Origin of the sequence: Stenotrophomonas terrae (assembly GCF_001431465.1) — a bacterium.
Lineage (GTDB): Bacteria > Pseudomonadota > Gammaproteobacteria > Xanthomonadales > Xanthomonadaceae > Stenotrophomonas > Stenotrophomonas terrae.
Genome location: NZ_LDJJ01000010.1, coordinates 39,670 through 63,449 on the forward strand (window position 1 = coordinate 39,670; position 23,780 = coordinate 63,449).

Sequence of the window (23,780 nt, forward strand, 5' to 3'; positions counted from 1 at the left end):
TCGGGAAATAAATGAAAATCATCAAGCCAGACCTGCTGTGCTCCTCGATCGCCTTTGCACTGATGTTGTGCGCAGGCAACGCCGCGGCCCAGGCCGCCGACGAATCGGCTGCACCGCCGGCCGCCAACAGCGATGCCGTACAGAGCCTTGACCAGATCACCGTAACCGCACGCGGTGTGTCCGAACCGCTGCAGCAGATGCCGCTGCCGATCACCGCCATGTCCGCGCAGACCATCGAGAAGAAGGGCCTGGTCGACGTGCGTGACATCGCCAACCTGTCGCCGAGTTTCTCGTTCAAGTCCGGCTACGGCCGCGGCTTCGACCGCCCGGTTATCCGCGGCATGTCCAACATCCAGGGCGAGTCCAACGCCTCGTTCTTCATCGACGGCATCTATGTCGAAGGTGATATCTCCAGCTACGGCCTGGAGAACATCCAGCGCGTGGAAGTGATCCGTGGCCCGCAGTCGGCGGCGTTCGGTCGCCGCACCTTCTCCGGTGCGGTCAACTTCATCACCAAGCGCCCGGGCAGCGCGCCGGGCGGCAAGGTCACCCTGGGTGCCGGCAACTACGGCCAGGAAAAGATGGGCCTGTTCTATTCCGGCGCGAATGACGATGGTTCGTTCGGTTACGACCTGAGCCTGAACAAGCGCGGCAACGATGGCGTGTTCTACAACAACGCCTCGGGCAAGAAAGACCTCAACGGCACCGAAACCATCAGCGGCATGGCTGCCATCGCCTGGTCGCCGACCGATGCGCTGGATATCACCGCACGCGTGATGCAGCAGAAGAGCCGCGACCAGCACTTTGCCGCCGCGCGCCTGGGTAGCGAAAACCTCAACTGCTACCTGCCTGAGCCCACCGGCGACCTGTATTTCGGTCTGTATCCGATCCTCGAGTCGCGCCGTCGCGGTTACTACTGTGGTGAGCTGAAGGCGCCGTCGGAATATGCGCTCAATACCCAGGAATTCGAAACTGCTGGTTACTTCTCCGGGCGCAAGACCGACCTGCTGCGCACCAGCGTGGTCGTCGACTACCTGTTCGCCAACGGCTGGAACTTGACCTCGACCTCGGCGTACAACAAGAGCGAAACCTATTCGGCCAGCGACCAGGATTACAGCACCATCCGTGGCTACGGCGGCGCATTCGAGAGTTTCAGCAATACCGGCGTCAAGAACTGGTCGCAGGACATCCGCCTGACCACCGACCAGAGCTTGGCCGTGTCGGGCATGCTCGGCGCGTATTACTACAAGCAGCAGGCACAGCCGGGCTGGGGTGGCGACCTGACCGGCTACACCATCGGCGGCAACAAGGTGGTGACCACCATCCCCGCCAATCCCGATGACCAGACCGTCAACAAGGCGCTCTACGGCCTGATCAACTGGCACATCAACGACCAGTGGACCACCTCGCTGGAAGGCCGCTATGCGCGCGATGAGATCAGCAAGGGTGGCACCGACGTCCGTGTACTGGGTGCCGGCACCTATCGCCAGCCGTATGCATTGGCCAAGACCTTCAGCAGCTTCACCCCGCGCTGGACCTTGAGCTACCAGGCGCAGGAAAACGTCAATCTGTACGGCCTGGTGTCCAAGGGCAATAAGCCGGGCGGCTTCAATACCGACGTCTATCGCGCCGACTTCCTTGAAACCGAGCGTGACGCGCTGATCGCGCGTGGCTTGAACACGTACAAGGAAGAAGAGGCTTGGAACTACGAACTGGGCATGAAGAGTGATTGGCTGGACGGCACCCTGCGTGTCAACGCCAACATCTACCAGATCGACTGGACCAACCAGCAGCTGACCGAAACCGGCCCGGTGATCCGCAAGAACGGCTCGTTGTTCTCGACCAGCTACACCACCAATGTCGGTGAGTCGCGCATCCGTGGCTTCGAGCTGGAAAGCCAATGGGCGTTCGCCCAAGGCTGGCTGGCCAGCCTGGCGTATTCGTACACCGATGCCGAGATCCTGAAGTTCATCAGCCAGGACCAGGCCGATCTGTTCTCCAGCAGCAACGCACCGACGCTGGCTGATCCGGCCGCCGATGCTGCCGGCGCCACGCTGCCGCGTGTGCCCAAGCACAAGGCGACGCTGGGCCTGATGTATGACGGTGCACTGTCCAATGGTTGGGAATACACCGCCAACATGGACGTGAACTACGAGGGCAAGCGTTACATCCAGGTCGACAACCTGGCCTATATCGGCGCTTCCACCCGTACCAACTTCCGCTTCAGCATCCGCCCGACCGAGCAGCTGCAGGTTTCGGCCTATGTCAACAACGCGTTCAACGACCGCACCCTGGAAGACGCACAGCGCACGATCAATCCGGACGCTTATGTGGCCGTGCCGGCAGTGCCGCCATTGACCGGCCTGGCCGTGACCAACCTGCGCGACTTCGGTCTTACCCCGTCGTTGCCGCGCATGTACGGCGTGGAAGTCAGCTACAAGTTCTAAGCGCCAGCGCGGGTTGGGAGGGCGCGCTGCGTGCTCCCAACCCGCAAATCGCCCGTTTGGATTTACCGGAAATGATCAGCGTCCTTTCCACCGGTGTGGGAAGGACGGCAATGAAACAACAGCAACCCGCACCTCAGGTCCCCGCAATGCAACGACGCGATTTCATCAAGGGAGTTTCCGCCATGGCCGCACTGTCGTTGCTGCCGGGCATGCTGCACGCCAAAGTACCGAGCAGCGATGTCATCGTGGTCGGTGCCGGGCTGGCCGGCTTGGCTGCCGCGCATGCGCTGGAAGCCGGTGGTGCCCGCGTTACCGTACTGGAGGCCAATCCGCGTGTTGGCGGCCGCCTGCAGACCGTAGTGCGCAATGGCATCCGCTTTGAAATCGGCGGCGTGGAAGTGGGCACTGGCTACGAACGCGTGCATGCCCACGCCAAGCGCGTCGGTGTCGGCATCGAGCCACCGTCGGTCGCCTTGCCGACCGCTGCAGGGCTGGGCCTGGTACTGGGCGACAGGCTGGTGCCTGCGCTGCAATGGGGTGAAAGCCCCCTCAATACACTGCAGGGCCGCGAACACGGTGTGCTGCCGCCGATGCTGCTGGCCTCCGCGATCGGTGAGCTGGGCCTGCCGGCGCTGGACAGCTGGCGCGACCCCAACAATCTCTCGCTGGATATCCCGCTGGCGCAGCTGATTGCCAGCAAGGGCTGGTCGCCGCAGGCGCTGCAATGGATGGATATCGGCAATAGTTTTTCCTCGCTGCAGACCATCAGCGCGCTGGATGCCCTGCGCCGCGATGCGTTGCGGCGGTTTGGTTCGAAGGGCACCGGCTGGGTGCAAGGCGGCAGCCAGGCGCTGCCGGAGGCCATGGCCGCCTCGCTTGCGCAGCCGCCGGTACTCGATGCCCAGGTCACCCGGGTGGAGTCGGTGCGTGGCACGCTGGAAGTGCGCTGCGCCGATGGCCGCCGTTTCCGTGCCGCGCACCTGGTGCTGGCCCTGCCCAGCGGGCCGCTCAGCCGCATCGCCATCGATCCGGCACCGCCGGTGGCGCAGCAGGAAGTGTGGTCGGCACGCAGCTCCAATGCGGTGACCACCGTGCACCTGCATCCCACCCGCAAATTCTGGGAAGACGACGGCCTGCCGCTGTCGCTGTGGGGCGATGGCCCGTTGCAGCGCGTGTTTGCCGTGCCGGGCGCTGATGGCCAGATCAACCGCCTGATCGTCTGGCTCAATGGCGCCATGGCCCGGCAGGCTGACATGTTGGACCGCGAGGCCCGTTTTGCCTGGGTGATCAACGCCATGGAGCGCCTGCGGCCGGCGTCCAAGGGCGCCCTGGTCCCGTTGGAGACCCGCAGCTGGGGCAGCGATCCGCTGGCCGACGGCGCGTTCTCCGAAATCACCCCCGGCCGTTTCCTGGAAACCATGCTGTGGGCCAATACCCCGTTCGGTCGTATCCACTTTGCCGGCGAGCAGACCGAACTGCAGGTTCCGGGCATGGAAGCGGCCGTCAGCTCAGGCGAACGTGCAGCTGCAGCAATTCTTTCGGCCTGATTGAACTACCTTATCCCCTACCTTCCGGGCGCGGATGCGCCTTCCAGAGACAGTAATGAGCCTGAAGACACTGAACCCCTACGATTTGTTCGACGTGCGTTCGCTGCTGAGCGAGGAAGAACGCGCTGTACAGGATTCCGTCGCCCGTTTCACCGATGAGCGCGTGCTGCCGATCATCGGCGATTGCTTCGACCAGGGCCGCTTCCCCACCGAATTGATCGGCGAAATCGCCGACATGGGCCTGCTCGGCAGCTCGTTGCCGGAACAGTACGGCGGCGCCGGTTTGAACAGCGTCAGCTACGGCCTGATCTGCCAGGAACTGGAGCGCGGTGATTCCGGCATCCGCAGCTTCGTCTCGGTGCAGAGCTCGCTGTGCATGTATCCCATCTACGCCTACGGTTCGGAAGAGCAGCGCATGCGCTGGTTGCCGGACATGTCGCGCGGCAAGGTGATCGGCTGCTTCGGCCTGACCGAAGCCCACGGCGGCTCCGACCCGGCCAGCATGAAGACCCGTGCCGTGAAGGACGGCGGTGACTGGGTGATCAATGGTTCCAAGATGTGGATCACCAATGGCTCGGTGGCCGATATCGCCATCGTCTGGGCCAACACCGACGAAGGCGTGCAGGGCTTTGTCATCGAGAAGGGCACCCCGGGCTTCACCGCCCAGGAGATCAAGCACAAGATGAGCCTGCGCGCCTCGGTGACCGGCGCGCTATTCTTCGACAACGTGCGCGTGCCCGATGCCAACCGCCTGCCCAACGTGAAGGGCCTGAAGGGCCCGCTCGGCTGCCTCACCCAGGCCCGCTACGGCATCACCTGGGGCCCGCTGGGTGCGGCCATCGCCTGCCTGGACGAAGTGCTGGCCTATACCAAGGAGCGCATCCTGTTCGGCCGCCCGGTCGCCGCCACCCAGAGCGCGCAGATCAAGATGGCTGACATGGCCCGCCGCATCACCGCCGGCCAGTTGCTGGTACTGCAGCTCGGCCGCCTGAAGGACGCCGGGCAGATGCAGCCGCAGCAGGTGTCGCTGGCCAAGTGGAACAACTGCCGTCTGGCCATCGACATCGCCCGCGAATGCCGCGACCTGCTCGGCGGTGCCGGCATCACCACCGAACACGGTGCGATCCGCCATGCGCTGAACCTGGAGTCGGTGATCACGTACGAAGGCACCGAGACCGTGCACCAGCTGGTGATCGGCCGCGAGCTGACCGGCATCAACGCGTTCTGATCGATGGACGGCTTGCACACGACAATGCAGGCCGTCTGCCTGCGGCAGGTTCCCCAAGGCATGCCGCAGGCGCAGGACTTTGAACTGCGCCAGCTGCCGCTACCGCTGATTGGTGACGGCCAGCTGCGGGTGCAGGTGCAATGGTTGTCGCTGGACCCCTTCCTGCGTGCACAGCTCGGTGGCCGTTATGCGGTGCCGTGTCCGCCGTTGGGCAGCATCGTGCCGGGCTACGGCATCGGCACGGTGGTCGAAGACCGCAGTGGCCGCTTCCAGCCAGGTGACGTGGTTGCCGGCATGACCGGCTGGGCCGAGTTCGCGGCAATGGAAGCAAACGCAGCGTCGTTGATTGATGCGGCGCTGGCGCCGGTCAGCACCGCCGTCGGCGTGCTCGGTGTTCCGGGTCTTACCGCCTGGGCCGGTGTGCGCAGGATCCTGCAGCCCAAGGCTGGCCAGACCATCCTGGTATCCACCGCCGCCGGTGCCGTTGGCAGCGTGGTGGGCCAGCTGTGCAAGGCTGCCGGCTGTCGCGTGGTCGGCATTGCCGGCAGCGCGCAGAAGTGCGCCATCGTCACCGACGAATTCGGCTTCGATGCCTGCGTCAGTTACCGCGATGCGGACTTTGTCGCGTCGCTGCGCGCGGCCTGCCCGGATGGCATCGATGGCTATTTCGACAACGTCGGCGGCGCCGTACTGGAAGCGGCGCTGTCACTGCTGCGCCTGCATGCACGGGTAGTGCTGTGCGGGCTAAGCGATCAATACAACCGTGCCGAACGCCCGGCCGGCCCCAACCTGGGCCCGGTGATCGGCGCGCGCGCACGGCTTGAAGGCCTGGTGGTCTACGACCATCTGGGCGACTTCGCGCAATGCCGCAGCGAACTGGCGCAGATGATTGCCGCCGGCACGCTGCGCTACCGCGAACACATCCACGACGGGCTGGCCTCTGCGCCGGCTGGTTTCATTGGCCTGCTCAATGGCGACAACCTGGGCAAGGCGCTGGTACGGCTCTAAGGAACACGCATGACCCAGATCCAACGGCGCTTCCTGTCCGTCAACGGGCGGCAGGTGCATTACCGCATTGCCGGCAGTGGCCCTGCGCTGGTGCTGATCCACCAGTCACCGCAGAACTCGCGGATGTGGACGGCGATGATGCAGCGCTATGCCGACCGTTACACCGTGATTGCGCCGGACACGCCGGGCTTCGGTTATTCCGATGCCTTGCCCGGCAACCCGATGACGATTGCCGATTTCGGTGCCGCCACGCTGCAGTTCATCGATGCACTGGGCCTGCAGCGCTTCGCCGTATTCGGCATGCATACCGGCGGCCTGATCGCGACCTGGCTGGCCTGGGCCGAGCCGGCGCGGGTTGCTGCGCTGGTGGTCGATGGCTATGCCGCCTTCACCCCGGAAGAAAGCGCGCTGTACGGCGATGCCTATCTGCCGCCGTTCGTGCCGCAGTGGGACGGCTCGCACCTACGCTGGCTGTGGTCGCGCATGCGCGAGCAGAAGTATTACTTCCCCTGGTACGACGGCCGCGCCGAAGCGGCGATGGCGATTGCACCGCAGACCACTGACAGCAGCCGCGAAACGGTGATGGACGTGCTCGACGTGGGCGATACCTACCGCGCCGGTTATGCCGCCGCATTCCGCCACAACGATCATTTCTGGGTGCAGCAGCTGCAGATGCCGTCCTGGCTGGTGTACCGCCATGGCGATCCGCTGTTGGCGCATATGCCACGCTTGCGTGACCTGCCGGCCAACGTGACGGTGGTTGAAGAGCCCAACGGCATTCCCGCCATGCACGACAGCATGGACGGCTGGTTGGCGCAGAGCCTGGCGAACGAGCCGGTCTTTGTCGAAGCTTCCACTTCTGCGGCCGCATCGAACAACTGGCAGCGTCGCATCATCGCCACCGCTGCCGGAGACACGGCGGTGTGGGAGCGCGCAGGGCAGGGTGCATTGCGCCTGTGCCTGCACGCGCCGGGCACGCGCCCGCTGTCGCCGCAGCAGATCGATGCTGGTGACAGCGCGTGGTTGCTGCCGGACCTGCCCGGCCATGGCGCTTCCTGCGAAAGCGAGAGCCCGCTGGACGCGGCGACGCTGGTCGCCGCACTGTGCGATGCCATTCCCACAGACAAGACCTTGCCGCTGGTGATCGAGGCGCATGGCGCGGCCGCTGGCTACGTGCCCGCCTTGGTGGATGCATTGGGCACGCGCGTTGCCGAGGTGGTGCTGCACTCGCCGTGGCTGCTCACCGCCGAGGAACAGGCGCTGCTGCTGCAGAGCCTGCCGACCACGGTCATTGACCGCGCCGGCGGTTATCTCTGCGACGCCTGGCAATGGGAGCGCGAGCGCCACCTGCTGTGGCCGTGGCTGCCGCCCAGCGCTGCTGCACGCCGCCGCGTCGACGCGCCAGCACCGGCGTCGGTACACGCCAACGTGGTCGAGCTGCTGCGTCTGGGCGCGCGCCTGCAGGGCTTGCTACGCGATGTCACCACGCCCGATCTGAGCACACGCCTGCGCGCCTTGCCGGTACCGCTGCGCGTGCTCACCGATACCGAATCCGATTACCAGGGGCGCGCTGCCGCCCTGTCTGCCTGAGCTGAAGGACCCCCATGAGCAACGACACCGCAAACGCCGTCATCGACCGCCTGCAATCCGGCTGGGGCGACAGCATCGTCACCGATGCCAGCGAGCTTGAGTATTTCTCCACCGACGTCTATTCGCAGGGCAAGCCGCTGCTGGCAGTGCTGCGCCCGAACGATACGCAGCAGCTGGCCGATGCGGTCAAGCAGCTCACCGAAGCCGGGGTGGCGGTGATCGCCCGTGGTGGTGGCATGAGCTATACCGGCGGCTATACCGCCGCGCAGAGCCCGGCGGTGCTGGTCGATACCGGCGCGCTGGACAAAATCATCGAGATCAATCTGGAAGACGCCTACGTCGTGGTCGAGGCCGGTGTTACTTGGCGCGCCCTGAAAGAAGCGCTGGATGCCAAGGGCGTGCGCACGCCGTACTTCGGGCCGATGTCCGGCTCGCACGCTACCGTCGGCGGCGGCATGTCGCAGGGCGCGATCTTCCATGGCAGTGCCCGCTATGGCTGCTCGGCCGACGTGGTGCTGGGCCTGCAGGTGGTCACCGCCAATGGCGACATCCTCACCACTGGCTCGGCGGCTGCGGCCAATACCGCGCCGTTCTTCCGCTGGTACGGCCCGGACCTGACCGGCCTGTTCCTTGGCGATTGCGGCCTGCTCGGCATCAAGACCCGCATCGTGCTCAAGCTGATTCCCAGGCACGCGCATATCGACTATCTGTCCTGGCAGTTCCCCACCGCTGAAGGCCTGTTTGCCGCGCTGGGCGTGTTGGCGCGCAATGGCCTGGCCAGTGAAACAGCGGCCTTCGACCCGGCGCTGACGCGTGTGCGCATGCGCCGCGCCGGCCTGTCCAGCGACGTCAAGGCGCTGACCAATGTGATCAAGAAGGGCGGCCTGATCTCCGGCCTGAAGCTGGCGGTGAAGGGCCGCGACATCGTCGACCAGGAACAGTTCTCGCTGCACATCACCCTGGAGGGCGACAGCACCGCCGAAGTGGCCGACCGCGTCGCCCGCGCGCGCAAGCTGGTGGGCGAGTTCGGTGAAAGCGTGGAGCCATCCATCCCCAAGATGATGGCGGCCAATCCCTTCGCCGCATGGAACTCGATGCTGGGCCCGCAGGGCGAGCGCTGGGCGCCGGTGCACGCGCTGGTGCCGCATTCCAGGGCCACCAGCATGTTCAAGGCGCTGCAGGAACTGTTCGCGCGCGAGCAGGAAACCATGGACAAGCACGGCATCTTCATCGGCACGCTGCTGTCCAGCGTGGGCGCGCAGACGGTGGTGATCGAGCCCTGCATCTACTGGCCAGACAGCCACAACGCCTTCCACCAGCGCACCGTCGACGCCGATCACCGCGAGCGCATCGGCTGCCCGGGTGAGCACCTGGAAGCGCGCGCCGCAGCCGATGTCCTCAAGCGCCAGATCGCCGACACCATGCGCGCGCACGGTGCGGCCAACCTGCAGCTGGGCAAGTTCTACGACTACCGCGCCGGCCGCGACCCGGCCGGCCTGGCCCTGCTCGATGCGATCAAGGCTCAGCTCGACCCCAAGGGCCTGATGAACCCGGGCGTGCTCAGCCGCTGAGGCTGGCAAAGCACCCCCTCTCCCGCCCCCGCGTTCGCGGGGACACCCTCTCCCGCAAGGGGAGAGGGGCTGGGATTCTGCGGGTTGAGGCAGCACTCGAAGCCGCAGCCGTGCCGCTTGAGCCCCTCTCCCCTCGCGGGAGAGGGGTTGGGGAGAGGGGGCAGGCGAAGCCTGCTGCACCCCCGGCAACAACCCCAACCCAACGGCCAGGCCCAACGCCTGGCCGTTCGCGTAGATGCCAGTACAACTGACCAGCCTGAACCCTTTTCTGCTTCCATGGCTGGCCGGTTTCCGTACCATCGGCAACAATATGCCCGCCTGATCCCACCCGGACGGCCCACGTTCGATGCAGATCGGACCGCCACCCGCATCCACCGAGACATCGTGAAAACACCCCAACAACTGCAGGTACTGATAGACGACGGCGTCATCGACGAGGTTCTGCGACCGCTGAAAAGCGGCAAGGAAGCGGCGGTTTACGTCGTCCGCAGCGGCGGTGAAGTCCGCTGTGCCAAGGTCTACAAGGACATGGCACAGCGCAGCTTCCAGCAGCGCGTGCAGTACCAGGAAGGCCGCAAGGTGCGCGGCAGCCGTGAGGCCCGCGCCATTGGCAAGGCCAGCAACTACGGCCGCAAACAGCAGGAAGCGGCCTGGAAGAACACCGAGGTGGATGCGCTGTACCAGCTGCGCGACGCCGGCGTGCGTGTCCCTGAGCCGTTCGGTTATTTCCATGGCGTGCTGGTGATGGAGCTGGTGACCGACGCCGAAGGCTTCAGCGCTGCTCGCCTGGGCGAGGTAGAACTGAGCGCCGAGCAGGCGCGGGAGTTCCATACCGTGCTGGTGCAGCAGGTCAAGCTGATGCTGTGCTGCGGCCTGATCCACGGCGATCTGTCGCCGTACAACGTACTGGTTGGGCCGGATGGCCCGGTGGTGATCGATTTCCCGCAGGTGGTCAGTGCCGGTGGCAACAATGCCGCGCGCACCATGCTGCTGCGTGACGTCAACAATCTCACCGCCAACCTCGGCCGCAGCGCGCCCGAGCTGCTGGATACCTGGTACGGCGAAGAGATGTGGGAGTTGTTCGAAGCCGGTGACCTGCTGCCCGATACCGTATTGACCGGCCTGTTCACCCCGGACGAACGCGCCGTGGACCTGGACAGCGTCCGCCACGCCATCAACGACGCCCGCGAAGAAGCCCTGATCCGCCAGCAAGGCCGCGAAGCCGCCGCCGAAGAAGACTACTGAGCGTAGTGCCGAGCCATGCTCGGCAGGGGCTTTCCCAGCCATCCATCAGCTTTGTGGGAGCGCCGTAAGCCGCGAGGCCGATAATTCCTGGACCACCAGAATGTCGGCGACCTGTTCGAGCTTGAGCTTCGCGGCTTACGCCGCTCCTACAAGATCGGGTCCTGTAGTGCCGAGCCATGCTCGGCACTACGGAACGGCGCTGGCCTCACTCATCGCCAAGCGATGATTCCTCACGCGGATCGGCCAGCAGGAAGGAATCATCACCCGCAGCGGAAGTAACCCGCGCGGTGCCGCCGTTGCGCAGTTCCCAGTGCCAACTGTCATAGCGGGTGGTGAGCGTGCCGCGCACATAGCAGGGCCCGTGCAGGAAAAAATCATGTTCCTGGCGCGGGGTGATCAACACGGCATGGCGGAAGAACACACGCAGCTGCTGCGCATCAGGTTTGAATCCATCGCACAGAAGCGCATCGCGCTCGTTGTCGACGCCACTGCCGGTAACCACGATGTTGGACAAAGCGCCCAGCGGGCCGGGGCGGGTTGCGCATGCGCCCAGTAGCAGCACCCCAAGCAACAAAGGGCTGCGGCCGACGAAGCGCGAAGTGCCCGCCGTCAGGGTGAAAGCCCGGGAGATTCCATTCGTCACGGTGATGCACTCCCCTCGGTCTGCAACTGGTAGTGCCCCGGCGCACCCAGCGCCACATTGAACACACGCGGCTCCAGCGAATACGCATGAACCAGATTGAGCTGCAACGCTGCGTCGCTCAGCACGACAGTGCCGCTTCGGTTGGGACACGACCAGAAGCTGTCCGATGCTTCAGCCAATGGCAGCCTTGCAACCGTCGTGAAGGGTTGCCCGGAGGCCGGTGCGCTCAGCCATTCGATCCAGACGCGGCAGGACACGTGCTCGAAGCCCACGTTCTCCAACCGCACCCGGTAAACACCATGCTGTTGCCCTGACTGCCAATGGCCGGCGGTGACGATGGCCAATGTGGCCGCCTCGTCCGGGGTATCGGCCGCAGCAGCCGGCGCAACGGCAAGCAGCAAGCACAGCAGCATGGAATGACTATTCATGTCAGAGATCGTCCTTGGGAATCGAGTGCGTGCGTCACGCAGGCGTGTACCCGCCCGCTGGTCGATGATAGCGAATCACGAACTCGAATCCGGCTGCCAGCAAGTAGTGGCATGGATGAAGCCATGGCAGCGGTAGTTCGGCCCTTCGCAGGATATCTGCGCGGTAACCCGTGTTGCGTCCTTTGCGAAGGTGTAGCAGGCCACGGAGACCTCTCCCTGCACACTCACCACCGGCGCAGCGGATGGCCCGTAGCGAAGCGACAGCGCGCTGTCGAGTTGCTCACAGCAGGGCCAGAAATCCAGCTCCGAGCTGAAAACCAGCTGTTCCAGGATGTTGTTCGGGTCTTCGTTGCAGGCCTGTACCAGCTCGGTTTCGATGTCGAAATCCTGGCCCAGCGTGAAGCCGTTGAGGAGAGGCATATGGACCTGGCAACCGCAGTTCAAGAAGAAGGCTGGCTGAGTGTAATTGGCGTAGCCCAACTGCAAAAGCGGGCCAGACCGCCGCATGTAGTGCCGAGCCATGCTCGGCAAGGGGCATTCCAAGCAATCCACCAGCCTTGTGTATGAGCGGCGTAAGCCGCGAAGCCTGAGAGCTGGAACGTCGTACGCTACAACCGACTGATCATCTTCAATCGCACCTGCGCCGCAGCGACATCATGTCGCTCCGCCGCCATCGCGCAGATATGATCCAACAGCGCCTGTGGCTGCAGCAGCAATGGATCGCCTTCATCCAGACGCAGTGCCAGATGCCCCCACCAGAACGGGTGGCCATCCAGATAGACCTCATAGCCAACGATGTAGCGATGCGCATTCATCTCAGGTGCCTACATGCACGCGGTCGCCGACATCGCTGCAGCACAGGTGTTCAAGTGCCAGTTCCATGGCCAGTACATAGCTTTGCGCACAGTAGCCCTGGGCGATGCCAAGACGATGGCCAAGGCGCTCCGGCAGGCAGGACTGCGGCGCGCCGCTGGTATCCTCGTGAACTTCCACGTAGGCGTTGCGCAGGCGAGGCAGCAGTCGCTGCAGGCGGGCGCTGTGCACACAGGCGGCGGGGGCCAGCAGGATCACGTCGTCCGGGTTGTGGTCGGCCGCGCACAGCGAGTCCAGCAGTTCCTGTTCGGAGCGGCAGTTGCGCTGCGCCACGCTGATACCGACGTCGAGTGCGCGATGCACCAATGCATTCATGACCTTGCTTGGCAGAGGTGGAGCAGCTTGCAGCTGCGCATCAGAAGCCTCGGGCCCACGTACGATGAAGATCGCCATGGCTCAGGCACCTTGTCCGTTGCTGAGCAGACGGGTGGTAATCGCAAGCGACAAGCGCCGCGCTTCGTCGGTGCCGGTACTGCAGACCACCACCGCGGTGGCCGCATGATGGGGATGCAGATGGGTTTCCAGGGTATCGGCATCATTGCTGGCGATTTCGATATACGGCGCCGGTAGGGCGTCCAAGGCGTTGCACACAGTACGGCCATGCAATGCCCATTGCGTATCGTCGGTGGCGCTGTTTTCAATCAGCACCCAGGTCGGTGCCGGGTATCGTGCGTTGTGCAGACACTGGGCCAGTGCCGGCAGTGAGCCGCAGTGCAGGCATTGCAGCGGCTGCCCGGCGAGTTGTGCAGGCAGTAGGGACGCATCCGGCATTGCTGGGTTGCGGGTATGCCGGATCAGTAAAACGCTCATGTAGCACCACGTTCAAGCGCCATGCGGCGCGGTGGTGCCACGGTGCGCCGCTGCGGCATCAAATCGCCATGATGGGTGGGCGCGGCAGCGTAAAGTCTGCGTAGCAAAGTCTGTGGCCTGGGTTTGGCTGCCGCAGGGAACTTCGCTGAGCCCGGAAGGTCAGTTGGCTAACCCCGGAGTTGCTGATCAGCCATGAACCAGACCGCGCCCGTTGCATCACCCCATCCCGTCGTGCAGTGGATTCGCCGCGAAGCCCTGCCGCTGGCGGTGATGTTGCTGCTGCTGTTTGCAGCCCGTGACAGCCTGGCCAATCACTACCAGGTGCCCAGCGGCTCGATGCAACCCACCTTGCAGCCGGGTGACCGGGTGGTAGTGGACATGCGTGCCTACGGCCTGCGTGTTCCATTCACCGATGTGCAGCTGCTGGCCGGGCAGGCGCCGCAGCGCGGCGATGTGGCGGTGTTTGATTCGCCCGCCGACGGCACGCGGCTGATCAAGCGTGTGGTTGCGGTGGGCGGCGACCGCGTGCAGCTGCACGATGGCTATCTGTCCATCAACGGCAAGCCGCTGCGGCAGGAGGTTGCGCACGAGCTGTTCGGCAACAAGCAGGTGCAGTTGGACCTGGACGATGGCGGCGGCCCGGATATCAATGGCATCCGCATTCCCGCCGGCAAGTTGCTGGTGGTAGGCGATCACCGCGGCGACAGTTTCGACGGCCGTTTCTTCGGCTTTGTGGATGCCGATACGGTCTACGGTAAGGCGGTGGCGGTGTACTGGCGGCGCGGTGACGGGCCGGAGTGGCTGCGGCTGTAAACCAACACATCGATGCAAAGAGCCGGCGCGGAAACGTGCCGGTTTTTTTGTTGTGTTGTGGGAGCGGCGTCAGCCGCGAAGCGGGTAATGCCCGCGAACTGCATTGATGCATTGGCAAACAGAGGAGGGCTGTAGTGATGCCGGCTTCGCGGCTTACGCCGCTCCCACAAAGCTGCGCCACATTGGTATTACCAATATCCTTCACTAACCCTATGGTCTAATAGGATCTTCGCGGAAACGGCGATTCAATCGCGTCTCGTTGGTCGGCCTCCATGAATATTGGTAATACCAATACCCGGGGCCGCCTCATCCACCTGCGGGTGGGCCGCCTTCCGCCTTTGACGAGATCCTGCATGCAGCCCTGGGAACAACTGTACGACCCCGCTGGCAACCTCTGGCTGTCCAGCCTGATCGCGCTGTTGCCGATCGCTTTCTTCTTCGTCGCCCTTGCCGTGCTGCGCATGAAGGGCTGGTTGGCCGGCACCATTACCGTCGCCATCGCCTTGGCGGTTGCGCTGCTCTTCTACCGGATGCCGGTGGCGCAGGCCCTGGGCGCAGCCGGGTTCGGCTTCCTGTACGGGCTGTGGCCGATTGCCTGGATCATCATCGGTGCGGTGTTCCTGTACAAGATCGCAGTCAAGACCGGTCAATTCGCCATCATCCGCGCCTCGATCCTGTCGGTGACCGAAGACCAGCGGCTGCAGATGCTGATGGTGGGCTTTGCCTTCGGTGCCTTCCTGGAGGGCGCGGCAGGTTTCGGTGCGCCGGTGGCGATCACTGCTGCGCTGCTGGTCGGGTTGGGTTTCAAGCCGTTGTATGCGGCCGGCCTGTGCCTGATCGTCAACACCGCGCCGGTGGCGTTTGGCGCGATGGGCATCCCGATCATCGTCGCCGGCCAGGTCACCGGCCTGGATGCCTTCGAGATCGGGCAGATGGCCGGGCGTCAGTTGCCGTTCCTGACCATCATCGTGCTGTTCTGGATCATGGCCATCATGGATGGCTGGCGCGGCATCAAGGAAACCTGGCCGGCGGTGCTGATTGCCGGTGGCTCGTTCGCCATCGCGCAATACCTGACTTCCAACTTCATCGGCCCGGAGCTGCCGGACATCACCGCGTCCTTGGCGTCGCTGGTGTGCCTGACGCTGTTCCTGCGCCGTTGGCAGCCCAAGCGCATCTTCCGCTTTGAAACCGAGGCCAGCAGCGAGGCCGCCGCACAGGCGCAGGAAGCACCGCGCTATAGCGCCGCGCAGATCGCCAAGGCGTGGTCGCCGTTCCTGATCCTCACCGCGATGGTGACGCTGTGGAGCATCAAACCGTTCAAGGCCTTGTTTGCCCTCGGTGGCCCGCTCGAACACTGGGTAGTGAAACTGCCGGTGCCGGGCCTGGACCAGCTGGTGCAGAAGATGCCGCCAATCGTGAACGCGCCTACCGCCTACGAGGCGGTGTACAAGTTCGATGCGTTCTCGGCCACCGGCACCGCGATCATGCTGGCGGCGGTAATCGCCATCATCTACCTGCGCATGCCGGTGCGTGCGGCAGTACGTACCTTCGGTGAAACCGTCAACGAACTGAAGATGCCGATCTACTCCATCGGCATGGTGCTGGCATTCGCCTTCATCGCCAACTACTCCGGGCTGTCGGCGACGCTGGCACTGGCGCTTGCCCATACCGGCAAGGCCTTCACCTTCTTCTCGCCGTTCCTGGGCTGGCTGGGGGTGTTCCTGACCGGTTCGGATACCTCGTCCAACGCCTTGTTCTCGGCGTTGCAGGCAACCACCGCGCAGCAGATTGGTGTGTCCGAAGTGCTGCTGGTCGCCGCCAATACCACCGGTGGCGTCACCGGCAAGATGATCTCGCCGCAATCCATCGCCATTGCCTGCGCGGCCGTGGGCCTGGCCGGCAAGGAATCGGACCTGTTCCGCTTCACCGTCAAGCACAGCCTGATCTTCACCGTGATGGTTGGCCTGATCACCACCGCGCAGGCCTATTGGCTGACCTGGATGATTCCCTGAGCCATGGCCGCGCGCATCCGCCAACGCCGCGCAGCTTCGGGCCACAATGTCGGCATGAGTACGCAACGCATTTCCGACAAGGTGGCCGCGCAGTTGCGCGTGCTGGTGGACGAACAACAACTGCAGCCCGGTGACCGGCTGCCTTCCGAGCGCGCCCTGGCGGTACAGCTTGGGGTCTCGCGTACCGCGCTGCGTGAGGCGATTGCCCAGCTCGGCAGCCAGGGCCTGCTGGTGGCGCGGGTGGGCGGCGGCACCTATGTGGCCGAGCCGGCCGCGCGCGCCCGGCTTGCCCTGGATGAGCCGCTGGCGCCGTATCTGCCGCTGTTCCAGGGCGATCCGGAGTACCGCTTCGACGTGCTGGAGATCCGCCACGCGCTGGAAGGCGCTACCGCCTGGCATGCCGCGTTGCGGGCAACCGACGAGGACCGTGCGCGCATAGCGCAGGCCTTCCAGACCATGATGGATGCGCACGGCAAGGATGATCCGGCCGGTGAGGCGCGTGCCGATGCCGCCTTCCATCTGTCCATCGCCGAGGCCTCGCACAATCTGGTGCTGCTGCAGGTGATGCGGGGTTTGTTCGAGCTGCTGCAGACCAACATCTCGCAGAGCCGCGAGAAGCTTTACACCGCCTCGGCCACGTTTTCCCCCTTGTCCGACCAGCACCGCGAAATGATGGATGCGGTATTGGCCGGCGACCCTGAGCGTGCGCGTGCCGCCGCGCATACCCATCTTGAGTTCGTGCACACCACGCTGCGCACGCTCGATGAAGACGAAGCCCGGCGTGCCCGTGCTTCGCGGCTTCCTTCCCCCCACGGTTGACCCATGATCATCTCCGCCTCCACCGATTACCGTGCGGCCGCGCAGCGTCGTCTGCCGCCGTTCCTGTTCCACTACATCGATGGCGGCGCGTATGCCGAACACACGCTCAAACATAATGTTTCCGACCTGTCCGACATCGCGCTGCGCCAGCGCATCCTGCGCAACATGTCCGATCTCAGTCTGGAAACCGAGTTGTTCGGCGAAAAGCTGGCCATGCCGGTGGCACTGGCACCGGTCGGCCTGACCGGCATGTATGCGCGCCGCGGCGAAGTGCAGGCCGCGCGTGCGGCTGACAGCCGCGGCATTCCGTTCACGCTGTCGACCGTTTCGGTGTGCCCGATCGAGGAAGTAGCACCGGCGATCAAGCGGCCGATGTGGTTCCAGCTGTATGTATTGCGCGACCGTGGCTTCATGCGCAACGCGCTGGAGCGCGCGCAGGCAGCCGGCGTCACCACCCTGGTGTTCACCGTCGACATGCCGGTGCCGGGCGCGCGCTATCGCGATGCGCATTCGGGCATGAGCGGTCCGAATGCCGGCATGCGCCGTATTGGTCAGGCCATGACCCATCCGCGCTGGGCCTGGGATGTGGGCTTGCGTGGGCGCCCGCACGACCTGGGCAATATCTCCGCCTATCGCGGCAGCCCAACCGGCTTGGAGGACTACATCGGTTGGCTGGGCAGCAACTTCGATCCGTCGATTTCGTGGAAGGACCTTGAGTGGATCCGCGAATTCTGGAAGGGCCCGATGGTGATCAAGGGCATCCTCGATCCAGATGACGCCCGCGATGCAGTGCGCTTTGGTGCCGATGGCATCGTGGTGTCCAACCATGGTGGTCGCCAGCTCGATGGCGTGCTGTCCACCGCGCGCGCCTTGCCGGCCATTGCCGACGCGGTGCAGGGCGATCTGAAAATCCTGGCCGACTCCGGCATCCGCAATGGCCTGGACGTGGTGCGTATGCTGGCGCTGGGCGCCGACAGCGTGCTGCTGGGCCGCGCCTTTGTCTATGCGCTTGCCGCCCAGGGCGAGGCCGGTGTTGCCAATCTGCTCGACCTGATCGCCAAGGAAATGCGCGTGGCGATGACACTGACCGGCGCACGCCGCATTGCCGATATCAGCCGGGACTCGCTGGTCAATCTGGCATGAGTACGAATGAAACGCTGTTGACGCAGTTGCGCGCCGCCGTTGGCGATGCGCAGGTACTGACCGGCGACAAGGCGACGCGACGTTTCCGCAAGGGCTATCGCTTCGGTGATGGCGCGGTGCTGGCGGTGGTGCGGCCGGGCAGCCTGCTGCAGATGTGGCAGGCATTGCAGGCTGCCGTGCAGGGCGGGGCGGCGATCATCCTGCAGGCAGCCAATACCGGCCTGACCGGCGGCTCCACGCCGGACGGTGACGACTACGGCCGGCCGATTGTATTGATCAGCACCTTGCGGCTGAGCGGCGTGCAGCTGCTTGATGAAGGGAGGCAGGTGTTGTGCCTGCCTGGCGCAACCCTGGATCGGCTGGAGCAGACCCTGGCGCCGTTGGGGCGGGAGCCGCATTCGGTGATTGGCTCCTCCTGCATTGGCGCCTCGGTGCTAGGAGGCGTGTGCAACAACTCCGGCGGCTCGCTGGTGCGGCGCGGCCCGGCCTATACCGAGATGGCGCTGTATGCGCAGGTCGACGCGCACGGTGAGCTGCAGCTGGTCAATCATCTCGGCATCGCCCTGGGCGATACGCCGGAGGAAATCCTGCAGCGCCTGCAGGCAGGCGACTACACGGCCGCCGATGTGCAGGTTGATGGGCAACGTGCGGGCTCCGATCCGCGCTACGCCGAACAGGTGCGGCAGGTGGATGCGGCAACGCCGGCGCGCTTCAACGCCGATCCCAGCCGCCACTATGAAGCGGCTGGTTCGGCCGGCAAGCTGGCGGTGTTCGCGGTGCGTCTGGATACCTTTGCCAAGGAAGCGGCCGAGGTTTTCTATATCGGCAGCAACCGCACCGACAGCCTCACCGCCATTCGCCGGCAGCTGCTGACCGGCTTCGAGCGGCTGCCGATTTCCGGCGAATACATTCACCGGGTTGCCTATGACATAGGCGAGCGCTACGGCAAGGATACCTTCCTGCTGATCGACAAGCTGGGCACCGCGCGGGTGCCGGCGGCGTTTGCGCTCAAGAGCAGGGTCGATGGCTGGTTCGAACGGCTGGGCCTGCGTGCGGTCACCGACCATGCACTGCAGCTGCTGACCGGCTTGTTGCCTGCGCATCTGCCCAAGCGCATGGGTGAGTTCCGCCAGCGTTATGAGCATCATCTGCTGGTGAAGGTATCGGCGCAGGATGCCGCGGCAACCGAAAGCTGGTTGCGTGGCTTCTTCGCCGAGCACGAGGGCGGCTATTTCCATTGCACACCGGACGAAGGCCGCAAGGCCTTCCTGCACCGCTTTGCGGTTGCCGGTGCGGCGGTGCGTTACCGCGAAGTACACCGCGCACAGTTGCAGGACATCGTCGCCCTGGATATCGCGCTGCGGCGCGATGACCGTGATTGGTTCGAGCAGCTGCCCACCGAACTGGATGCGCGGTTGTTGCACAAGCTCTATTACGGCCACTTCCTGTGCCATGTTTTTCACCAGGACTACATCGCCCGCAAGGGCGAAGACCCGATGGCGATCGAGCATGCCATGTGGGAGCTGCTGGATGCGCGTGGCGCCGAATACCCGGCCGAGCACAATGTTGGCCATCTGTACCCGGCCAAGCCGGCGCTGGCGCAGTTCTACCAGCAGTTGGACCCCAGTAATACCTTCAATCCCGGCATTGGCCAGACCAGCAAGCAGCCGGGTTGGAAGGGTTGTGATTGCTGAGGCGCAAAGCGCCTGCTGAGGCTTTTGATCAGGCTGAGGCTTTTGTTCTTGCTCTTGCCTTGCTCAAGCTTTTGCTCAGGTTTTTGCTCGGGCTTTTGCTCAGGCTTTTGCTAAAGCCCCTCTCCCGCTTGCGGGAGAGGGGCTGGGGTGAGGGGAAGCTTCTAGCTAAAAGAGCCAAAAGCCAAAGCAAGAAACCAAAAGCCAAAGCTCCCCTCGTCCGCCCTTCGGGTACCTCGCTCCGCACCCCGGCCCCGCGCAGTGCGCGTGGCGTACGAACAGCCACGAGCTTTCAGCTCGTAAACGACTGTTCTTAACCCCGCAGGCGGGAGAAGGGATGCTTCTCGCCCCGCTGCTTGACTGCGGCGGCTGTGCAGTTCCATGCAGGTTCTTCCGGCAGCGCTCTCCTTACCCGCCGAATCGATACATTCAAAGTATCAATCAGTACACAGCAGGTTATGGATCGACTCGTTCCGCAGGTTCAAGCTTTCCCGCATCTCCACTCAAGCGGCCCGCCAACGCAGGCCCAGATGCAATGCAACGCGAACCGAACAACACACCGGCCTGCAATGAATCCCTTGCGCCGGTCATGCCGCCAAGCGCGATAAGCGAACAAGCCCACATCCGCCAAGGCAGCCCCGAATTCCGGCGTGCCGTGCTGGCGCTGTTCATGGCCGGCTTCGCTACGTTCGGTGTGTTGTATTGCGTGCAGCCTTTGCTGCCGGGCTTCAGCAGCCACTTCGGTATCAGTGCCGGCAACAGCGCGCTGGCGCTATCGGTCAGCACGGGCGTGTTGGCGGTTGCGATGCTGGTCGCGGGCATGGTTTCCGACCGGGTGGGGCGGCGCCCGGTGATGGTGGTTTCGCTGTTGAGTTCGGCGTTGCTGACGCTGGCCATCGCCCTGGTCGATGACTGGAGCACGCTGCTGGTGCTGCGCACCTTGCTGGGCCTGAGCCTGAGTGGCGTGCCGGCGGTGGCGATGACCTGGCTGGTCGAGGAGATGGACAGCCGTTCGCTGGGCCTGGCCATGGGTTTGTATATCGGCGGCAATGCGGTCGGCGGCATGAGTGGGCGTTTGATTGCCGGGGTGGTGGCCGATCATTGGGGCTGGCGTGCGGGCATTGCCGCGGTCGGCGTGATCGCGTTGTTGGCGACGCTTGCACTGTGGACCCAGCTGCCCGCCTCGCGTCACTTCCGTGCACAGCGTGCCGAGCCTATGCAGATGCCGGCGCGCTTTGCCGGCGTGTTTGCCGATGCAGCGCTGCCCTGGCTGTTTGCCTGCGGCTTCCTGCTGTTGGGCGTGTTCGTGACGCTCTACAACTATCTTGGCTATCACCTGTTGGCGCCGCCGTATGGGCTGAGCCAGACCGTGGTGGGATTGATTTTCAGCGTCTACCTGGTGGGCAGTGTCAGCTCGGCGTGGATGGGGCAGTTGGCCGGGCGGGTGGGGCGCGGGCCGGTATTGGCGCTGTCATTCGGCTTGGTGCTGGCGGGCATCGTCTTGCTGACGATGCCGTGGTTGCCGGCGATGGCGGCGGGTATCGCGCTGGCAACGTTTGGATTCTTCGGCGGCCATTCGGTGGCCAGCAGTTGGGTGGGTGTACGTGCTGGCGCGCTGCGTGCGGAAGCCTCGGCCTTGTATCTGTTTTCGTATTACCTGGGTTCCAGCGTGCTCGGCGCCGCAGGCGGGGTGTTCTATACGCATTGGGGCTGGGCGGGAGTTTGTGTTTTCTGCCTGCTGCTGACGTTGGGTGGGTTGGCTGCGGCTTGGCGTTTGTGGCATCTGCTGGAAGGGGGTGCGCGTTCGGAGCTGCTGGAGGCGAAGGGCTGAGCACCTGGCTGTTGTCGTTAGTCCTTGCTGTTGCCCTGGCCCTCAACCGCCCACTTCCCGCTTCAACAACGCAATGAACTGCCGCAACAGCGGCGTCACCGCCTCGCGTCGCCAGGCAAGTTGAATCTCCGATGCAGCGCCGCGGTCGGCCAGGGCGACAAAACATGCGCCATCAACCTGGATATGGCTGCACGAGGAAGGCAGCACGCAGACACCCAGGCCGGCTGCGACCAGGCTGATCAGGGTCGAGGACTCGCCGGCCTCCTGCACGATGCGCGGGTTGAAGCCGGCGTTGCGGCAGAGGCTGATCACATGGTCATGGATGCCCGCGCCCGAGTCGCGCGAGAAGCCGACGAAGGGATCCAGCGCGAACGGCTTCAAGGACAGGCGCGCCGTTGCCGGGTCCTTGCCGCGCAGTGCCGGGTGACTGGCATGTACCACCAGGGCCAGCGGGTCATCGAACAGGTGCTGGGCAACCAGTTCGTCCGGCAGTACCCGTTTGCGGATGATGCCAACGTCCAGCTCATCGGCCAGCAGGGCGTCGATCTGGCGCAGGCTGTTCATTTCGCGCAGCTGCATCTGCACCTGCGGGTGTTGTTGGCGGTAGGCGTAGATCGCGCGCGGAATCTGCGGTGACAGCGGGGTGGCGCGGGTCAGGCCAATGCGCAGTTCGCCGCTCTCGCCGCGTTGTGCGCGTTGCACCGTGTCGACGGCCTTGTCCATGCGCTGCAGGATGTCGCGGGCCTGCTCCAGCAGTACCTCACCGGCGGGGGTGAGCTGCACGCGGCGGTGGCTGCGCACGAATAGCTGCGCGCCGAGCAGGCTTTCCAGTTGCCGGATCTGCTGGCTGAGTGGCGGCTGCGACATGCCCAGGCGCTCGGCGGCGCGGCCGAAGTGCAGGGTATCGGCGACGGCCAGGAAGTAGCGCAGGTGGCGGAGTTCCAGAGACATGACGGCAGTCTAGGCGGCTGCGGTGGTGTCGACCAACTGCGGTGCTGCCCGTTGCCGATGCAAAGTCTAGCGCTCCGAATGCCCGGTATCGTCATACTGCCGTGGTGCGAACAGGTCCGGCTGGATCAGCTCGACAAACGCCCGCGCCTGCGGCGACAGCACCTTGCCTCGCCGCACCACCACGCCGTAGCTGCGCGCCGGAAAGTAATCACTCATCGCCCGCGTGGCCAGCTTGTCGCGGTCACTGTCGTTCAAGCACAGCGCGGTGACGATGCTGATGCCCATGCCCATCGCAACGTATTGCTTGATCACCTCCCAGCCGCCCACTTCCAGCGCCACGGTGTAGGGCACGCGGTGCTGCTGGAATACCAGGTCGACCAGCCGCCAGGTGATCTGCCGGCGCGGCGGCAGGATCAGCGGCCACGGCGATAGATCCTCCAACGTCAGGTTCTTCTTCTTGGCCAGCGGGTGGTCGGGTGGGGTGATCAGCACCTGGTCGAAGCGGTAGACCGGCGCGTAGCTGAGGTCGGCCGGCACATCCATCATCGAGCCGATGGCCAGGTCGGCGGCGTCGCTGCGCAGCAGGTCGGTGCCGTCGGCGCTGATAGCGTTGTGCAGGGTCAGGCGCACATCAGGATGCAGCTTGCGGAAGTTTTCGACGATCTTGGGCAGGAGATACAGGATGGTCGACGAATTTGCGGCGATATTGAGCTCGCCTGCGTCCAGCCCGCTGACTTTCTCGCGGAACCGCGGCAGCAGCCCGTCCAGGCTTTCCACCAGTGGCTGGGCCATGTCGTACAGCAACTGGCCTTCGCGGCTGGGCACCAGGCGGCGCCCGCTGCGCTCGAAAAGCACCACGCCCAGCTCCCGTTCCAGCGCCTGCAGCTGCAGGCTCACTGCCGGTTGGCTGACAAAAAGCGCCTCCGACGCACGCGAAACCGAGCCCAGACGCACCGTCTGCAGGAACGCCCGCAGCGGCTTGAGCCGGTCAGACTTGTAGGAAAAACGTGGGGTTACGGGCGGTTTGCTGGGCATGATGTGGCAAGTATTAGCACAACTTATAGATAACATTGCAAAAACTGTTTTGTTAAATAAGATCCCGCGGCCGCACGTTGGAGTCCCCGACACCC

The 23,780-nt window shown here is 64.5% G+C and carries 21 protein-coding genes; 13 read left to right on the plus strand and 8 right to left on the minus strand.

The window, feature by feature from the left end; all coding sequences use genetic code 11:
- Positions 1 to 11 precede the first annotated feature (11 nt).
- From ABB27_RS04110 to ABB27_RS04140, 7 genes are all read left to right on the plus strand, one after another.
- Positions 12 to 2,447 carry a TonB-dependent receptor gene (locus ABB27_RS04110; protein ID WP_057626963.1) on the plus strand — a complete coding sequence of 812 codons (2,436 nt, stop codon included), beginning with the start codon at positions 12 to 14 and terminating at the stop codon, positions 2,445 to 2,447.
- Positions 2,448 to 2,593: 146 nt separating this feature from the next.
- Positions 2,594 to 3,994 (plus strand): flavin monoamine oxidase family protein, encoded by a 1,401-nt coding sequence (locus ABB27_RS04115; RefSeq protein WP_161809606.1) that lies wholly within the window; start codon positions 2,594 to 2,596, stop codon positions 3,992 to 3,994.
- Between the two features lie 55 nt (positions 3,995 to 4,049).
- On the plus strand, positions 4,050 to 5,222 hold the full coding sequence (locus ABB27_RS04120; protein ID WP_057626965.1) for an acyl-CoA dehydrogenase family protein: 1,173 nt from the start codon (positions 4,050 to 4,052) through the stop codon (positions 5,220 to 5,222).
- A gap of 12 nt (positions 5,223 to 5,234) precedes the next feature.
- A complete protein-coding gene (locus ABB27_RS04125) occupies positions 5,235 to 6,230 on the plus strand; it encodes an NADP-dependent oxidoreductase (protein ID WP_161809607.1) in 996 nt (331 codons plus the stop codon).
- Between the two features lie 9 nt (positions 6,231 to 6,239).
- Entirely contained in the window at positions 6,240 to 7,820 is a 1,581-nt protein-coding gene (locus ABB27_RS04130; protein ID WP_057626967.1) for an alpha/beta hydrolase, read from the plus strand.
- A gap of 14 nt (positions 7,821 to 7,834) precedes the next feature.
- Positions 7,835 to 9,391 carry an FAD-binding oxidoreductase gene (locus ABB27_RS04135; RefSeq protein WP_057626968.1) on the plus strand — a complete coding sequence of 519 codons (1,557 nt, stop codon included), beginning with the start codon at positions 7,835 to 7,837 and terminating at the stop codon, positions 9,389 to 9,391.
- A gap of 384 nt (positions 9,392 to 9,775) precedes the next feature.
- Positions 9,776 to 10,636, plus strand: coding sequence for a PA4780 family RIO1-like protein kinase (locus tag ABB27_RS04140; protein ID WP_057626969.1), 861 nt, complete (start codon positions 9,776 to 9,778; stop codon positions 10,634 to 10,636).
- A 205-nt stretch (positions 10,637 to 10,841) separates the two neighbouring features.
- Here ABB27_RS04140 and ABB27_RS04145 read toward each other — a convergent pair whose 3' ends face one another.
- The 6 genes from ABB27_RS04145 to ABB27_RS04170 form a co-directional block, all read right to left on the minus strand.
- Positions 10,842 to 11,279 (minus strand): hypothetical protein, encoded by a 438-nt coding sequence (locus ABB27_RS04145; protein ID WP_057626970.1) that lies wholly within the window; start codon positions 11,277 to 11,279, stop codon positions 10,842 to 10,844.
- Positions 11,276 to 11,707 carry a hypothetical protein gene (locus tag ABB27_RS04150; RefSeq protein ID WP_152984432.1) on the minus strand — a complete coding sequence of 144 codons (432 nt, stop codon included), beginning with the start codon at positions 11,705 to 11,707 and terminating at the stop codon, positions 11,276 to 11,278. Before ABB27_RS04150 ends, ABB27_RS04145 begins: the two co-directional genes overlap by 4 nt.
- 75 nt (positions 11,708 to 11,782) lie before the next feature.
- Positions 11,783 to 12,127, minus strand: coding sequence for a hypothetical protein (locus ABB27_RS04155; protein WP_057626972.1), 345 nt, complete (start codon positions 12,125 to 12,127; stop codon positions 11,783 to 11,785).
- Positions 12,128 to 12,315: 188 nt separating this feature from the next.
- Positions 12,316 to 12,522, minus strand: coding sequence for a hypothetical protein (locus ABB27_RS04160; protein ID WP_057626973.1), 207 nt, complete (start codon positions 12,520 to 12,522; stop codon positions 12,316 to 12,318).
- Between the two features lies 1 nt (position 12,523).
- Entirely contained in the window at positions 12,524 to 12,883 is a 360-nt protein-coding gene (locus tag ABB27_RS04165; protein WP_244479131.1) for a 3-dehydroquinate dehydratase, read from the minus strand.
- A 93-nt stretch (positions 12,884 to 12,976) separates the two neighbouring features.
- On the minus strand, positions 12,977 to 13,390 hold the full coding sequence (locus ABB27_RS04170) for a hypothetical protein (RefSeq protein WP_057626975.1): 414 nt from the start codon (positions 13,388 to 13,390) through the stop codon (positions 12,977 to 12,979).
- A 192-nt stretch (positions 13,391 to 13,582) separates the two neighbouring features.
- Between ABB27_RS04170 and lepB the strand changes: the two genes are divergently transcribed.
- From lepB to ABB27_RS04200, 6 genes are all read left to right on the plus strand, one after another.
- Entirely contained in the window at positions 13,583 to 14,203 is a 621-nt protein-coding gene (lepB, locus tag ABB27_RS04175; RefSeq protein WP_057626976.1) for a signal peptidase I, read from the plus strand.
- Positions 14,204 to 14,556: 353 nt separating this feature from the next.
- Positions 14,557 to 16,215: an L-lactate permease gene (gene lldP / locus ABB27_RS04180; protein ID WP_057626977.1), complete on the plus strand. Its 1,659-nt coding sequence runs from the start codon at positions 14,557 to 14,559 to the stop codon at positions 16,213 to 16,215.
- A gap of 54 nt (positions 16,216 to 16,269) precedes the next feature.
- Positions 16,270 to 17,034, plus strand: coding sequence for a transcriptional regulator LldR (lldR, locus tag ABB27_RS04185; protein WP_057627043.1), 765 nt, complete (start codon positions 16,270 to 16,272; stop codon positions 17,032 to 17,034).
- Positions 17,035 to 17,037: 3 nt separating this feature from the next.
- Positions 17,038 to 18,177 (plus strand): FMN-dependent L-lactate dehydrogenase LldD, encoded by a 1,140-nt coding sequence (lldD, locus tag ABB27_RS04190; protein ID WP_057626978.1) that lies wholly within the window; start codon positions 17,038 to 17,040, stop codon positions 18,175 to 18,177.
- Positions 18,174 to 19,871, plus strand: coding sequence for a D-lactate dehydrogenase (gene dld / locus ABB27_RS04195; protein WP_057626979.1), 1,698 nt, complete (start codon positions 18,174 to 18,176; stop codon positions 19,869 to 19,871). The genes lldD and dld overlap by 4 nt, the downstream gene beginning before the upstream one ends.
- A 586-nt stretch (positions 19,872 to 20,457) precedes the next feature.
- Entirely contained in the window at positions 20,458 to 21,699 is a 1,242-nt protein-coding gene (locus ABB27_RS04200; protein WP_057627044.1) for an MFS transporter, read from the plus strand.
- A 42-nt stretch (positions 21,700 to 21,741) separates the two neighbouring features.
- Here ABB27_RS04200 and ABB27_RS04205 read toward each other — a convergent pair whose 3' ends face one another.
- Positions 21,742 to 22,650 carry a LysR family transcriptional regulator gene (locus ABB27_RS04205; RefSeq protein WP_057626980.1) on the minus strand — a complete coding sequence of 303 codons (909 nt, stop codon included), beginning with the start codon at positions 22,648 to 22,650 and terminating at the stop codon, positions 21,742 to 21,744.
- 66 nt (positions 22,651 to 22,716) lie between these two features.
- Entirely contained in the window at positions 22,717 to 23,685 is a 969-nt protein-coding gene (locus ABB27_RS04210; protein WP_057626981.1) for a LysR family transcriptional regulator, read from the minus strand.
- Between the last annotated feature and the right edge of the window lie 95 nt (positions 23,686 to 23,780).